Origin of the sequence: Sulfurihydrogenibium azorense Az-Fu1, assembly GCF_000021545.1 — a bacterium.
GTDB classification, from domain to species: Bacteria; Aquificota; Aquificia; order Aquificales; family Hydrogenothermaceae; genus Sulfurihydrogenibium; species Sulfurihydrogenibium azorense.
In genome coordinates this window covers 1,005,873-1,020,039 of sequence record NC_012438.1, presented here as the reverse complement: position 1 = coordinate 1,020,039, position 14,167 = coordinate 1,005,873, and the positions used below count along the sequence as shown (strand labels likewise).

General features: G+C 33.5%; 15 protein-coding genes, 1 tRNA gene and 1 CRISPR repeat array. Of the genes, 6 read left to right on the top strand and 10 right to left on the bottom strand.

The window, feature by feature from the left end; all coding sequences use genetic code 11:
- Positions 1 to 6: 6 nt before the first annotated feature.
- Genes SULAZ_RS05385 through moeB form a run of 3 tightly spaced genes read right to left on the bottom strand, consistent with a single transcriptional unit; the run spans position 7 to position 1,364 of the window.
- Complete coding sequence (locus SULAZ_RS05385; protein WP_012673839.1) at positions 7 to 309, bottom strand: DsrE family protein; 303 nt, start codon at positions 307 to 309, stop codon at positions 7 to 9.
- Positions 306 to 539, bottom strand: coding sequence for a sulfurtransferase TusA family protein (locus tag SULAZ_RS05380; RefSeq protein ID WP_012674592.1), 234 nt, complete (start codon positions 537 to 539; stop codon positions 306 to 308). Before SULAZ_RS05380 ends, SULAZ_RS05385 begins: the two co-directional genes overlap by 4 nt.
- A gap of 9 nt (positions 540 to 548) precedes the next feature.
- On the bottom strand, positions 549 to 1,364 hold the full coding sequence (moeB, locus tag SULAZ_RS05375; protein WP_012673790.1) for a molybdopterin-synthase adenylyltransferase MoeB: 816 nt from the start codon (positions 1,362 to 1,364) through the stop codon (positions 549 to 551).
- Positions 1,365 to 1,485: 121 nt separating this feature from the next.
- On the opposite strand from moeB, the gene SULAZ_RS05370 reads away from it, so the two are divergent.
- Positions 1,486 to 2,268, top strand: coding sequence for a DUF4388 domain-containing protein (locus SULAZ_RS05370; RefSeq protein ID WP_012674299.1), 783 nt, complete (start codon positions 1,486 to 1,488; stop codon positions 2,266 to 2,268).
- A gap of 11 nt (positions 2,269 to 2,279) precedes the next feature.
- On the top strand, positions 2,280 to 3,059 hold the full coding sequence (locus SULAZ_RS05365; protein WP_012674167.1) for a GTPase: 780 nt from the start codon (positions 2,280 to 2,282) through the stop codon (positions 3,057 to 3,059).
- Between the two features lies 1 nt (position 3,060).
- Here the strand turns inward: SULAZ_RS05365 and SULAZ_RS05360 are convergent, their stop codons facing one another.
- Genes SULAZ_RS05360 through SULAZ_RS05345 form a run of 4 tightly spaced genes read right to left on the bottom strand, consistent with a single transcriptional unit; the run spans position 3,061 to position 6,018 of the window.
- On the bottom strand, positions 3,061 to 3,864 hold the full coding sequence (locus SULAZ_RS05360) for a metal ABC transporter permease (RefSeq protein WP_012675117.1): 804 nt from the start codon (positions 3,862 to 3,864) through the stop codon (positions 3,061 to 3,063).
- Positions 3,861 to 4,625, bottom strand: coding sequence for a metal ABC transporter ATP-binding protein (locus SULAZ_RS05355; protein ID WP_012674226.1), 765 nt, complete (start codon positions 4,623 to 4,625; stop codon positions 3,861 to 3,863). The genes SULAZ_RS05360 and SULAZ_RS05355 overlap by 4 nt, the downstream gene beginning before the upstream one ends.
- Positions 4,622 to 5,647, bottom strand: a complete 1,026-nt coding sequence (locus tag SULAZ_RS05350) for a zinc-binding dehydrogenase (RefSeq protein ID WP_012674884.1) — start codon at positions 5,645 to 5,647, stop codon at positions 4,622 to 4,624. Before SULAZ_RS05350 ends, SULAZ_RS05355 begins: the two co-directional genes overlap by 4 nt.
- An 11-nt stretch (positions 5,648 to 5,658) precedes the next feature.
- Entirely contained in the window at positions 5,659 to 6,018 is a 360-nt protein-coding gene (locus tag SULAZ_RS05345; protein WP_012673930.1) for a hypothetical protein, read from the bottom strand.
- A gap of 341 nt (positions 6,019 to 6,359) precedes the next feature.
- Between SULAZ_RS05345 and SULAZ_RS05340 the strand changes: the two genes are divergently transcribed.
- Both SULAZ_RS05340 and SULAZ_RS05335 read left to right on the top strand, forming a co-directional pair.
- Complete coding sequence (locus SULAZ_RS05340) at positions 6,360 to 7,196, top strand: hypothetical protein (protein WP_012673773.1); 837 nt, start codon at positions 6,360 to 6,362, stop codon at positions 7,194 to 7,196.
- Between the two features lie 173 nt (positions 7,197 to 7,369).
- Positions 7,370 to 8,755, top strand: coding sequence for a TldD/PmbA family protein (locus tag SULAZ_RS05335; RefSeq protein WP_012675069.1), 1,386 nt, complete (start codon positions 7,370 to 7,372; stop codon positions 8,753 to 8,755).
- A gap of 4 nt (positions 8,756 to 8,759) precedes the next feature.
- On the opposite strand, the gene SULAZ_RS05330 is transcribed toward SULAZ_RS05335, so the two are convergent.
- Positions 8,760 to 8,832 (bottom strand) — tRNA-Ala (locus tag SULAZ_RS05330).
- 125 nt (positions 8,833 to 8,957) lie between these two features.
- On the opposite strand from SULAZ_RS05330, the gene tpx reads away from it, so the two are divergent.
- The gene (tpx, locus tag SULAZ_RS05325; protein ID WP_012673470.1) at positions 8,958 to 9,467 is read left to right on the top strand and encodes a thiol peroxidase; all 510 of its coding nucleotides are present in this window, start codon (positions 8,958 to 8,960) and stop codon (positions 9,465 to 9,467) included.
- A 99-nt stretch (positions 9,468 to 9,566) separates the two neighbouring features.
- Positions 9,567 to 11,231, top strand: a complete 1,665-nt coding sequence (locus SULAZ_RS05320) for an ABC transporter ATP-binding protein (protein WP_323145365.1) — start codon at positions 9,567 to 9,569, stop codon at positions 11,229 to 11,231.
- On the opposite strand, the gene SULAZ_RS05315 is transcribed toward SULAZ_RS05320, so the two are convergent.
- Positions 11,212 to 11,964: a patatin-like phospholipase family protein gene (locus SULAZ_RS05315; RefSeq protein ID WP_012674166.1), complete on the bottom strand. Its 753-nt coding sequence runs from the start codon at positions 11,962 to 11,964 to the stop codon at positions 11,212 to 11,214. The genes SULAZ_RS05320 and SULAZ_RS05315 overlap by 20 nt on opposite strands.
- A gap of 1 nt (position 11,965) precedes the next feature.
- Positions 11,966 to 13,501, bottom strand: a complete 1,536-nt coding sequence (guaA, locus tag SULAZ_RS05310) for a glutamine-hydrolyzing GMP synthase (RefSeq protein ID WP_012673904.1) — start codon at positions 13,499 to 13,501, stop codon at positions 11,966 to 11,968.
- A gap of 134 nt (positions 13,502 to 13,635) precedes the next feature.
- Positions 13,636 to 14,054: direct repeats of the CRISPR family, unit length 29 nt; unit sequence CTTCAATTCCCTCATAGTCGGGAAAAAAC.
- Positions 14,055 to 14,167 lie beyond the last annotated feature (113 nt).

Genomic DNA, 14,167 nt, shown 5'->3' with positions numbered 1-14,167 from the left:
ACACACCTAAGATAGATTTATCACTTTATCAGCTTCTACTATCAACTTAGAAAGTCCATACATACTACTACTTTCTGCATAAGAAGGTGGATTTATCTTCCTTTCTTCTGCGTTATGGGCACAGTAGTAAAGTTTTACACCTTCTTCAGCTAACTCTTTAACCTTATCATGGTTTAGACAGTAAGTTCCGTTAGCCATAAAAAATATGGATACTTTATCGTTTCTTTTTATCCCTGCCTTTGCAAACTTAACCATCGTGTTAAAATCAGCTGAGTAAGGATTACTTGCCATAAGTATAAGTAGTTTCATCTCTCTTTTCTCACTAAAACTTCCCAGAGTTTATCTCCTATCTTGTTTACAGCTAAAACTTTTTGACCTTCCATTTCCATACTTTTTGGCACGTTTTCCACAGAAGGTTCGTAATCAAGAATAACTCTTAAAATCTGACCTTTTTCCATTTGCTCAATTATTAATTTACTTTTTACAAATGTAAAGGGACAAACCTCACCTTTTAAATCTAACTCTCTGTCTACCTGCATCTTACACCTCTAAAATCTTACTTCACAAGCTTGGTCGTACTCTATAAGGTCTGTTATGGTAGGGTTTTCACCACACAGTTCACATTTTGGATTTTTTCTAAATTTAACCGTTCTAAACTCTGTCTTTAAAGCGTCAAAAACTAAAAGTTTTCCTATTAGAGGCTCTCCAATTTCTAATATTAGCTTTAGAGCTTCGTTTGCCTGCAATGTCCCCATTATACCACCAACTACGCCAAGTAAGCCTGCCTCTTGACAAGAAGGAACAAGACCCGGTGGTGGAGGCTCAGGAATGAGACATCTATAACAAGGTGATGTTTCTTTATTCCTGTAATCAAATACTGTTAACTGTCCTTCAAATCTGAGTATGGCAGCTGATACCAGAGGCTTTCCAAGCATATAACAAGCATCATTAACTAAAAATCTTGTAGGAAAGTTATCTGAACCATCTAAAACTATATCAAAATCTTTAACTATGTCTAAAACATTTTCTTTTGTTATCTTTTGATTGTAGGCTATCACCTTTACATCCGGGTTAAGAGCTTCAACTGTCATTTTTGCAGATTCAACCTTTGGCACTCCTACCCTTGAAGTGTTGTGTAAAATCTGTCTTTGAAGGTTTGAAAAATCTACTACATCAAAATCAACTATCCCTATTGTCCCAACACCTGCAGCTGCAAGGTAGTATATTGAAGGAGACCCAAGACCTCCGGCACCTATTACTAAAACTTTTGCGTTTAACAGTTTTTGCTGGCCAACACCACCAACTTCTGGAAGTATTATATGTCTACTGTACCTTTTTATCTGCTCTTCTGTAAATCCAAACATTATCTAATCACCTCTATATCCATAAAATAAGTGTAAAAAAATTATATCACTTTTTAGAAAATTAAAACCTGATTTGGGTTATAATAATTTAATAAATAAGTTTAAGGTAATATAAAAAGTTATGATAAGTTCAGGAGATTTAAAAACATTTAACCTTGTTGATATACTGCAGGTTATAAGTTACGAGGAAAAGGACTGTATACTTACTATCGAAAATAAAGATATAGGAACTTACGGTGTGTATTTTCATAAAGGAAACCCTGTGTATGTAAGAAAAGTCAAGAGAAACTTTTTACTTTACCTTGATTTAGACTTTAACACTGTTTTAAAAAGAGACAAAGCATCTAAAGAAGATCTGTTTAAAAACATTTCCACTTTACTGCCTTTAATTTTAGGATTAAAAGAAGGTAGATTTTCAATAACTTCTGGATTCATAAAGTATACTGAAGATATTCCCACTTATATAGAATCTATTAAACTAATAATCCTTCTATCTCGAAATTTAACCTTAGAAGAAGTCAACAGAAAGATAACAGACCTTCACTTAATTTATGAAAAAACTCCAGACTTTGAAGAGAAGTTAAAAAGTGTAAACTTAAACGATAAGGAAAAGGAGATACTAAATCTCATAAACGGAGTTAACAAAGTATCTGATATTATAGTAAAACTGCATTTTGAAAGGGTTCTTGAAAGTGAAAAGTTAAACTCTGCTGCTCAAAATAAAGAGTTTATAGAGAAACTTTATCAAGAGACAGAGTTAGATGTAAAAAGGGCTTTGTATGGTTTTTTAGCAGCTGGTTTAGTTAGAAAACACAAGCCAGCAAAAAAGTCTGAAAATGTATTAGATAGAATACTTTTATACCTTGAGAAAAAGAGCGTTAAAGATTCTTTAAAGGAAATTTAGGATATAGGAAGTTGGAAAAACCAAGAGAGTGGTTAAGGGAAAAAAGTATAGCAAAGAAGGTTTTAAAAGAGTCTAACGTAGTTTTAGAGGTGGTTGATGCAAGAATACCTCTCCTTACAAGAAACTCTGTTGTAGAGTCGTTAGCAAAAGAAAGAAACAAAAGTTTAATAGTTGTTTTAAACAAGTCTGATTTAGTTCCAAAAGAGTTTTTAGAACAGGCTAAAGGTGTAATAGAAAAAGATTTTCCAGTTGTTATGTTTTCAGCTCATAAAAATATAGGTGTAAATCAGCTTTTAGAAAAGATAAAAGAGTATGCTAAAGAAAAACAGATAGTAAAAGTGGGAGTTTTAGGTTATCCTAATGTAGGAAAATCTTCTATTATAAATGCCTTAAAAAAGAAAAAAGTGGCAACCACATCTCCAAAACCGGGAATGACTGTAGGAGAGAAGCTAATAAAGTTAGATGAAAACATATACTTAATAGACACTCCGGGGATAATAACCCTTGAGTATCAGGAAGATTTGGCGTTAAAAGGCTCTTACATTCCTGATAAACTACCTTACCCTGCAGACGTTGCCATAAAACTTATTGAGAAAATAATCCAAAACAAAAAAGAAGCTCTAGAGGATGCTTACAAAGTAAAAATTCCAGATGACCCACTACAAGCCCTTGAAACAATAGGGAAAAAGTTAAACTACAAAGTATCAGGTGGAGAGGTTGATTACGATAGGACGGCCAAAAAAATCCTCTGGGACTGGATAAAAGGACATATAAAAGCTTACTGGCTTTAATTTATCTTAAAATTCTTTTTACTAACAACACTATAAAGAATAATAGAGAATAAAGGATTACTATCGTTGAGCCTGATGGTAGGTTATACTCAAAGGATAAAAATATCCCAACTAAAACAACTATCACACTTATCACTATAGAAGCTGCTATTATACTCTTGTACCTCCAAAATAGTTGAGAAGCTACAGCTGCAGGAAGTATTATCATTGCAGAAGAGAGAATAGACCCAACTAACTTAATAGATAAAACCGTTGCAATGGCTATTATTGTTATAACGCTGTAGTATAAAAAATCAGTTTTTACTCCACCTATGTAAGCAAGTTCTTCATCAAAACAGCAGTACATCAACTTTTCTAAGTTGTAAAATAAAAAGATTAAAGAAAATGTAGAAAATATAAAAATCATCAGAATATCCTGAGAGGATATAGTTAAAATATTACCAAACAAAAATGCAAAAAGGTCAGAGTTGTAATTGTTAGAGAAAGACATTACCACAACACCAAGAGCCATAGAGAAAGAAAGTAAAATACCTATGGAAATATCTTCATGTATCTGACCTTTTTTACTTATGTAACCTATCAAAATTCCAACTAAAACTGCAAATATACTTCCTACTATCGTAGGGTTAATCCCTAAGAAAAATCCTATGGCAAGACCGCCAAATGCTGCGTGGGATATACCTATGTTTATAAAAGACCATCTCTTCACAAACACAAACAAAGACAAAACAGACAGTAAAACTGCAATTAAAATACCACCAACTATTGCATTTCTTATAAAAGGAATAGATAAAAAATCTATCAATGTTTAACCTCAATGTTAAAATACTGACAAGTAAAACATTCAGGGGAGTGGATAAGGAGTTTGACTTCCGAGCCGTAAAGTTTCTCTAAAGACTCTTTAGACAAGAAATTTACATACTCTCCAAGGTAGTGAAGTTTTCTGTTTAAACCAACTACCTTAGTTGTAAAAGAGCCTACAGCTCCAATATCGTGGGTAACCATTATTACAGTTATTCCTTTTTCTTTATTTAACTTTTTTATAAATTCGTAAAAACTCTCCTGTGCTACTACATCAACTCCTGTAGCTGGCTCATCTAAAATAAGTAGCTCAGGTTCACAGATAACGGCTCTTGCTATCATCACCCTTTGTTGCTGTCCTCCAGACAACTTTCCAAAAGGATGGTCTTTAAACTCTTCCATTCCGACATATCTTAGATACTCTAAAACCTTTTTTTCTTTCTCTTTTCTACTTAATTTTGAGTTTACTAATCCAAACATTACAACGTCAAAGGCTGAGACAGGAAAATCTCTATCGTAGTTAGACCTTTGAGGCAGATAACCTATTTTACCTGATTTTACATACTCCTGTGGTGTTTTACCTTCTATAAGTACAACTCCTTTTGATGGTTTTATAAACCCTAAAATAACTTTTATGAGAGTAGTTTTACCCCCTCCGTTTGGTCCAACTATTGCAACTATCTCACCTTTTTTTATCTCAAGGGATATATCCTCAAGTACTGTGTTTGAGTTTATCTCAACGTATAAATTTTCAATTTTTATCATACTCTTACCACGATTTTCCCAAAAAACTGCCTGCTTAAAAGTTTTTCATAGGCTTTTTGGACATCTTCTAAGTCAAATATAGAATCTATGACAGGATCGAGTTTATCAGGAAATAGTTTTAACATAGTTGCAAACTCTCCTTTTGTACCCATATAAACTCCGTGAATTGTAAGATTTTTACCAAATATGTACCTTAAGTTAACTTGAGTGTCAGCTCCTGTCGTTGAGCCAAAGGTAACTACTTTTCCTCCCCTTTTCCCGCAGGAGAGAGATTTTGAAAATGTAGCTGCACCTATATGGTCTACCACAATATCACAAAGCTGGTCCTTTGTATACTCTTTAACTTTTTCTACAAAGTCTTCTTTATTGTAGTTTATAACAAAGTCAGCTCCTATCTCTTTACATTTTTCTACTTTCCAGTCATCTCCTACAGTTGTTATAACTGTTGCGTTGTAAAGTTTGGCTATCTGGATTAAAGCTGTCCCGACACCGCTTCCACCACCGTGAATTAACACTGTATCCCCCTGTTTTATTCCCGACCTTGTTATTAGAGAATGCCAAGATGTTATATAAGTGATAGGAATACAGCTTGCTTTTTCAAAAGACAAGTTTTCAGGGATTTTGAAAACATTTACAGCTGGAACTTTAACGTACTCTGCTGAAACTCCATCTTCCAGTACGCCAAGAGGTCTAAAACTATTACATTCATTATCCTTCCCTGATAGACATTTTTCACAAACACCACAGGAAAGTCCAGAAAACACTACAACCCTATCTCCTTCTTTTAAATGTTTTACATTTTTTCCAACTTTTGCAACTACTCCAGCTCCGTCAGATGCAAATATGTGAGGAAGAGGTATGTTTGCAGGATATTTTCCTTCCATAACCCATACATCAAGATGGTTTAACGAAAATGCCTTTATGTTTACTAAAACCTCATCTTCACTAATTTCAGGAGCAGGAAAATCTCCTATTTTTATAGCCTTGTAGCCTTCTAATCTATCGTAGTATGCAGCTCTCATAAAAGCCCCCTTTAAGCTTTTTTATTGATAATACTTGAAGATTGTTTTTTTATCTGACCTTCTGTAGAGTAAGTAGAAGCATTCTCAAAAATACTATCAAATACAGATTCTATAAACTTTAAATTTGCTTGGGAGAGGATCATATTACTTTTTGAAAGGTCTTGAATCTCTCTTACCATGTTTTCAAACCCTTTAAAGTCTTCAGGGTTATAGTTTGCAAGTTTTAACAACACTTCTCTTTTTTCTTCCACAACTTTATTTAACTGATCTACAGCTTGAGAGTCATTTATAGCCTTTACTATTAAATCTTTTTCAACTAAAAGAAGGTCTTTTAACCTTTCAAAAAGGTCTTGAATCTCTTTTTTTCCCATAACTTTTCCGTCCGTCCCATCTTTCTTATCCGTTTTATCTAAATATGAATACTTGATTAACTTGTTAAACTGCAGGTAAAGAGTGTGTATATATTACTCATTTTTTAAAGTCTCGTAAGTGTTTTTTTATTCGTATAAATGTAATATAAAATGGTTAAAAAGTCAAGCAGCTGTTAACAACGCTCTTCTCTAAAAAACTATCAAAATCAAACAAAATTAAAAGAGTATAATAATAAAATAAACCTTGAGTGAGAAATTCATTTTTTCAATTTTATTTCTAATAAAAAGCCAAAAGTAGCTCGGGTTATAATATACCCAAACTACTTTTGGGAGGTCAAAAAATGCAACTGGAAAAGTTTTATAACATACTTCTCAAAAATTTTCAATCATTTAAAGTTTCTTTTTATAAGAATACAGCTAAATCTAATGCTGGTAGAAAACCAAAAATTACCGATGAAGAAATAGCAGCAGTTTTCATCTTATCATACATAACTGGAATGCCTGTTTTGAAAATAGCAAGACAATTTATTGATGACTCTATAAAGTCTTATCACATATTCAGAAAATCAAGAATTAAAAGAATATACGAACTGCTTAGAATATATCTACAAATGAGAATACTGTCTGTAATTATAGAAGTTTTGGTATCTAATAAAAAACCAAGGCTTATAGTAGATGGTACAATACTTCCAGTAGCTAATGTAAACAGAGCAAAAACCCAGAGAATAAAGAGATTTAATGGAAAGAAGTTTTGGGTAAGAAGAAAAAGAAATCTATACAGTCAACACTACAAAAAAAGAGTAAAATTTGAAGAGATATACTATGGAGTGCTTGTTATGATAATTTGTGATACAAAGGGAAGAGTTTATGACATTTGGTTTCATCCAGCAAGTTATCATGAAGTTAAATCTTTTAGGTTAAGAGCAAAAACTAGTATTTGGTTTAAAAGACTTATAAGCCTTTTTGAAGTAATAGGAGACAAAGGCTATAGAGGATGTGAGAATGTTATCGTATGTGAGACAAAAGAGGATAAAGCTCAAAGGCAGATTATTGAGAGCGTATTTTCAAGGTTAAAACAATTTAACGCTCTTAGCAGATGGAGAAAAGGTATAACGCTTCTTTCATATTTGTATGCTTATGCAATAGGTTATAGCTTTTTCAGGTACTGTGAGGTTTAATTATGGCATTAATTTCTCACTCAACGTATTAAAAGAGTATAATAATAAAATAATTTTGAAAAGCTTTAAAATTAAAGTTTTTTACATATTTTTAGATAAAAAAGGATTAAATGCAGTACAATATTTACTATAAGGAAGAATTAGTATTCTTGTTAGGTTTATAAGGAGGAAATATGAAAGAGCTAATCAGAGAAAAAGCACCATACATACTTACAGCTTTAATGGCTGATAAAGGAGAGTACGGAGAGATATTTTTTGAAGATTTAAAAAGTTTAACACTTAACTTGGAAGATAACAAGATAGAAAAAGTCAACAGTGGAAGAGATACTGGTGTAGGCTTACGGCTTATAAAAAACTTTAAAACAAACTATGGATACACAAGTGATTTAACCTACGAGAATCTCTTAAACCTTGCAAAAACTTTGGCTAAATATGAAGGAGAAGGAAAAATTGCAGTAGGAAAAAGCCATTATGTAGGTAAAACAGAGGTTTTAATAGACCCAGATGAGTTTGATATAAGAAAGAAAAAAGATATATTAGAAAGGGCAAACGAAATAGCAAGGTCATACGATGAAAGAATAAAACAAGTCTCAGTAACGCTAAGAGATGTAAAAAGAGACATCCTAATCATAAACTCATTAGGAGAAATTGTAGAAGACCATCAAGTAAGAGTTGTATTCTTTGTTGAAGCGATAGCAAGTGATGGAACTTCTTTATACCGGGGTTATGAAGCAACTGGTGGAAGTGTAGGATACGAACTGTTTAACGAAGATTTTATAGATGTTATTGACTATGTAGCTACAAAGGCAGCTGAGAGAGCCGTTTTAGGACTAAAAGCAAAACCTGCACCAGCTGGAAGTTTTACCGTTGTTATGTCTTCCCATGCTGGTGGAACTATGATTCATGAAGCTGTAGGACACGGATTAGAAGCAGACCTTGTAAATCAAGGTTTATCAGTCTATAAAGGAAAATTAGGACAAAAAGTAGCCTCAGACCTTGTTACAGTTATAGACGATGGAACATTAAAAGGTAAAAATGGCTCTTTTACTTTTGATGATGAAGGCGTTCCTGCTCAAAGGAAAGTTTTAATAGACAATGGAGTTTTAGTAGGTTATATGTACGATAGGTTAACTGCTATGAAAGAAGGAAAACAGTCAACCGGAAACGGAAGAAGGGACGGCTATAAAAACATACCAATTGTTAGAATGACAAACACTTACATAGATGCAGGAAAAGATAACCCATCAGATATAATAAAAGATACAAAAGACGGTATATACGTAGTAAAAATGGGTGGTGGACAGGTAAACACAGTCAACGGAGACTTTGTATTTGAGATAATAGAAGGATACAGAATAGAAAACGGAGAAATAACATACCCTATAAAAGGAGCAACTTTAATAGGTAATGGACCTCAAGCTTTAATGGATATAGATGCTGTTGGATACGATTTAGGATGGGCTATTGGAACTTGTGGAAAAGATGGACAGAGAGCTCCTGTAAGTGATGCTCAACCTACAGTTAGGATAAAAAGATTAACTTTAGGTGGTGTGCTTTAAATAATGGAGACGAGGGGACTTGAACCCCCGACCTCTTGCATGCCATGCAAGCGCTCTCCCAACTGAGCTACGTCCCCATATATTAATAAGATAGCACTTTGAGAAAACTCTGTCAATTATTAAAAATAACTTTGATTACTATCATATTACTTAAACCAAGCTTCCGTTAAAATTATAACCAAATTTTTTGGGAGGTGTTGTAATGGCAACAACAGTAAATTTAAAGGGAAATCCTGTGGCATTAGCAGGACCACAACTCAACGTAGGAGACAAAGCTCCAGAAGCTGTAGTAGTAGCATCTGATTTATCAGAAAAAAGAATAGGTGGAGCAAAAGGAAAAGTTCAAGTCATTATCACAGTTCCATCTTTAGACACACCTGTTTGTGAAAAAGAAACAAAAACTTTCAATGAAAAGTGTGCAGGATACGATGTTGACGTGACAGTTGTATCTATGGACCTACCATTTGCAGAAAAAAGATTCTGTGAGTCTTTCAACATTGGAAATATCACTGTTGCATCTGACTTTAGATACAGAGATATGGAAAAGTACGGAGTTTTAATAGCTGAAGGAGCATTAAAAGGAATACTTGCAAGAGCTGTATTTGTAGTAGACAAAGATGGAACTGTTACTTACAAACAAATAGTTCCAGAAATAACAGAAGAGCCTAACTACGACGAAGTTTTACAAGCTGTAGCTAACTTATTGAAATAACCCTTTAACTTCCCCTGTTTACGCAGGGGAGTTATCTCTTCTTCTCATCAAATCAAATCTTGTGATATATTATCTACACTCTAATATAACTTTTGGGAGCTGGCAATTTTAGCTTTAAGATTTATTTACCAAAGATTTAAACCTTACTGGGTTTTACTTTTTTTCTCACTTGTAGGAAGTTTAATAGAAGCTGCAAGCTTATCAGGACTAACTCTTATTGTAAAAGATGTCATAGATAAAGTTTTTATAGAAAAAGATTTAGAAAAGTTAAAATTTATAATCCTCTTAATTTTAGGACTGGCCATTTTAAAACAACTTGGTTTTATCTTAAAAGAATACCTATTTCCCCTTGCCCTTGCCAAAGTAGTAAAAAACATTAGAGAAGAGATATTCAAAAAAATTATAAATGTAGATTTTACGGCATTTTTAGGGAAAAAGTATGGAGATATTCTAAGTAGAGCAACAAACGATGTAGAAGCCTTTAGAAACTCTATGATATTTTTAGGAATAGATCTTTTTACCCAGATTTTTACAGTAGTTGCAATGGTTTTTGTTCTTGTATATATGGACTGGAAGTTGTTTACTATATTCTTAGTGGCAACTCCTTTATTTGCTTTATCTTTTAACTACTTTGGGAATAAAAGAAAAAAGTACTCTCAAAAGGTTCAAGAGTCTGCATCAGAGTATACCCAATTTTTAAATCAAGTTATATCAGGACTTGAAACGGTTAAACTTTTTAAAAAAGAGTTTATACTTAACATCTTTGAAAAGATAAACCAAACCTTTTTTAAAAATCAGAGAAAAAGTGCTCTTTACGATGTTTTTTTTCTCTCGTCAATTGAAGTTGCATCTTACTTTGCAGCTTCTGGGATAATACTCTACGGTGGAATAAGGATAATAAACGGAGAATTAACAACTGGTGCTTTATTTTCTTTTCTATCTGCTTTACTGATACTTGTTAACTCCCTTCAGATACTTCAAAGGGGACTACTTCAAGTGAAGGTTATAACTCCCATTGTAGAAAGAATTTTATTTGTTTTAGATTTACCTCAAGAAGAAGAAAAAGGAGAGAATTTCCAAACTTTAAAAGAAAAAGTAAAATATGAAAATGTTAGTTTAAAGATAGATAGCCACTACATATTAAAAGATGTAAATGTAGAAATTAAAAAAGGTCTGAAGGTAGGTATTGTGGGTCCTACAGGTAGTGGAAAAAGCAGTTTTGTAAAACTACTTTATGGAATTTATAGAAACTATGAAGGAAAGATACTTTTAGACGATAAAGAACTTAAAGATTACAGTATTAAATCTTTAAGGGAAAAGATAGCGGTTGTATCTCAAGATGTCTTTATCTTTAACGATACTGTTGAAAATAATCTCAGGATAGTAAAACCTGATGCAACTCAAGAAGAGATTATCAAAGCTTTAAATCTTGCAAAAGCTGATTTTGTTTTTAAACATAAAGACGGAATAAAAATGATGGTAGGAGAAAGAGGTAGTAGTTTATCTGGTGGAGAAAGACAGAGAATTGCTATAGCAAGGATATTTTTAAAAAACCCTGAGATAGTTATAGTAGATGAAGGGACTTCTGCTTTAGATATAGAAACAGAAAAGTATGTTATGGATAGTATATACACTTATTTTTCTGATAAAACAGTCCTCATTATAGCCCACAGATTAAAAACGTTAGAAAAGTGTGATAAAATCTTGTTTTTTGAAAACGGTAAATTAATTAAAGAAGGAACGTTTAAAGATTTAAATCTTTAAGTAAGTTTTTTGTGTAGTTATAGCCAATATCTATTGCTTCTTTGGATTTCCATGTTGCAAAAAGAGGGATTTTTACAAGGTCTGGTGGTTGGATAAAAAGGTTGCAGTAGTTTTTCCTTGACTCTATGTTAGACCTAACTGCAAGATAAAAACTTCTTATCCCTATGGAGATAACATTACTAAAATCTTTTTCTTCTGGTAAGAATGGGTTTACTTCACTGCCTATAATGTACTGGGTTTTATCAAGTAAAGGTTCTACAGGTAGGTTATTCATAATTCCACCATCAACGTAATAGTACTCTCCTATCTTTACAGGTTTAAACATTACAGGAATAGAGCAAGAAGCTTTTATTATCTTTATTAAATCTCCTTCACTAAAAAAATCTACATTAGCAGTGTTTAGGTTAGTTACGGTAACATAAAAAGGTATTTTTAACTCTTCTAACTTTTTGTGATGAATATACTTTTTTAAAAAGTCTTCAATACTGTCTAAACTGAAAAAAGCTTTTTTTGATAGAGATGGTTTTATCATAGTTGTAAAGTTGGTTTTAAGGGCTATTTCTTCCATCTCTTTTGGAGTGTAGCCACTACAGTAAAACACACCTACAATAGAGCCTGCACTTACCCCTGAAACAAAGTCGGGTTTTATGCCTTTTTCTTCAAGGGCTTTGAGGACGCCCACATGGGCAAGCCCCCTTACAGCTCCTCCTGATAACACTAAACCTATCTTCAAATTATTCCCACTCTATCGTTGCAGGTGGTTTAGAAGATATATCGTACACTACCCTATTTACACCTTTTACTTCGTTTATTATCCTTCTCATAATTGTATCCAACAGGTCGTAGGGAAGTCTTGCCCAGTCAGCTGTCATACCATCACTACTTTCTACAGCTCTAACTGCAATAACTTTCTCGTAAGTTCTATAATCTCCCATAACTCCTACTGTATGGATTGGAAGTAAAACGGCAAATGACTGCCATAGGTCCTTGTATAATCCGGCTTTTTTAATCTCTTCTAAAACTATTGCATCGGCTTCTCTAAGTATATCAAGACTTTCTTGAGTTACTTCTCCTATCACTCTTATAGCAAGACCCGGACCCGGAAATGGTTGTCTGTATATTATCTCATCAGGAAGACCAAGTTCTTTTCCAAGCTCTCTCACTTCATCTTTGAAAAGTTCTCTTAAAGGTTCAATTAGTTTTAAGTTCATTCTCTCTGGAAGACCACCTACATTGTGGTGAGTTTTTATAACGGCAGAAGGTCCTTTCACAGACACACTCTCTATAACATCAGGGTACAAGGTCCCTTGGACTAAAAACTCTACATCTTTTAGCTTTTTGGCCTCTTCTTCAAATACTTCTATAAAGAGGTTTCCTATTATCTTTCTTTTTTGCTCCGGGTCAGTTATACCTTTTAAAGCATTTAAAAATCTTTCCCTTGCATCTACTACTATTAAAGGAATATGGAAGTTATCTCTAAATGTTTTTTCTACTTGTTCTCTCTCTCCTTTTCTAAGTAATCCGTTGTCAACAAATATACAAGTTAAGTTATCTCCAATGGCGTTATGAACTAAAACAGCTGCAACTGATGAGTCTACTCCTCCAGATAGTGCACATATGGCTTTTTTATTACCGACAGTCTGTCTTATTTTTACAATCTCTTCCATAAGGAAGTTACCCATAGTCCAGTCTTGTTTACAGCCACATATTCTAACTGCAAAGTTTTTAAGAATCTCTTTTCCTAAAAGGGTATGACTTACTTCCGGATGAAACTGAACACCCCAGATTTTCTTTTCTTTATTCCTTACAGCTGCATAAGGTGCATTAAAAGACCTTGCAAGGACTTCAAAACCTTGTGGTAGTTTTACAACTTTGTCTGCATGGCTCATCCAAACGTGGGTAAACTCAGGAATTTCGTAGAATAAATCTTCATGGTTTAAAACTTGAATTTCGGCTCTTCCATACTCGTGTTTGTCTGCTTTTACAACTTCACCGCCAAAGTGATGAGTTATAAGTTGTAGTCCGTAGCATATACCAAGTATAGGTAGTCCTAAGTCGTAAACTCTTTCGTCGGGTTTTGGTGCATCTTTTTCATACACAGAGGCAGGACCACCAGAGAATATTATTCCTTTTGGGTTGTGTTTTAGTATTTCTTCAACTGGTGTGTTGTAAGGAAGTATTTCACTGTAAATGTGAAGCTCTCTTATTCTTCTTGCTATAAGTTGTGTGTATTGCGAGCCAAAGTCTAAAATAACTATCCCTTGATGCATTAAATCACTCCTAATTAAAAAATTTTAATCTAAATATTATACGATGAGTGTTTGAGTTCGTTAAGATGGTAGTTGATAATCTTTGAAGATGAGAGAATAATCCCTTTCTCAAAAGAAAGTAAGATTCGCGTTTTCTTCAATTCCCTCATAGTCGGGAGAAAACAAAATGGCTTTATACAAAACTGTAATACTATCTACCTTCAATTCCCTCATAGTCGGGAAAAAACCGCAGAGGTATAGAGAGATGCAATTTTCTCGTCAAACTTCAATTCCCTCATAGTCGGGAAAAAACTTAATAGAAACAAAAAGCGAAGAAGTGAAAGTTTACCTTCAATTCCCTCATAGTCGGGAAAAAACATTATCTTCTGTATCAGTTTTATAATAATTAAGACTGCTTCAATTCCCTCATAGTCGGGAAAAAACGTCCTGATGTCCTTTTCCCTTTTCTTATCCAGCGTGCTTCAATTCCCTCATAGTCGGGAAAAAACCCATATCCGTCTTTTTGAACAATAACAAATATAGAACTTCAATTCCCTCATAGTCGGGAAAAAACGTCTTTGAGGATTTGTTGGTAGATGCGTAGGTAAGGTGGTATAATTTCCATGGTAAAAACCTCCGATGGTTTTTAGGGCTACTATTATAGTAGCCCTGCTGTCTTTTTATTGA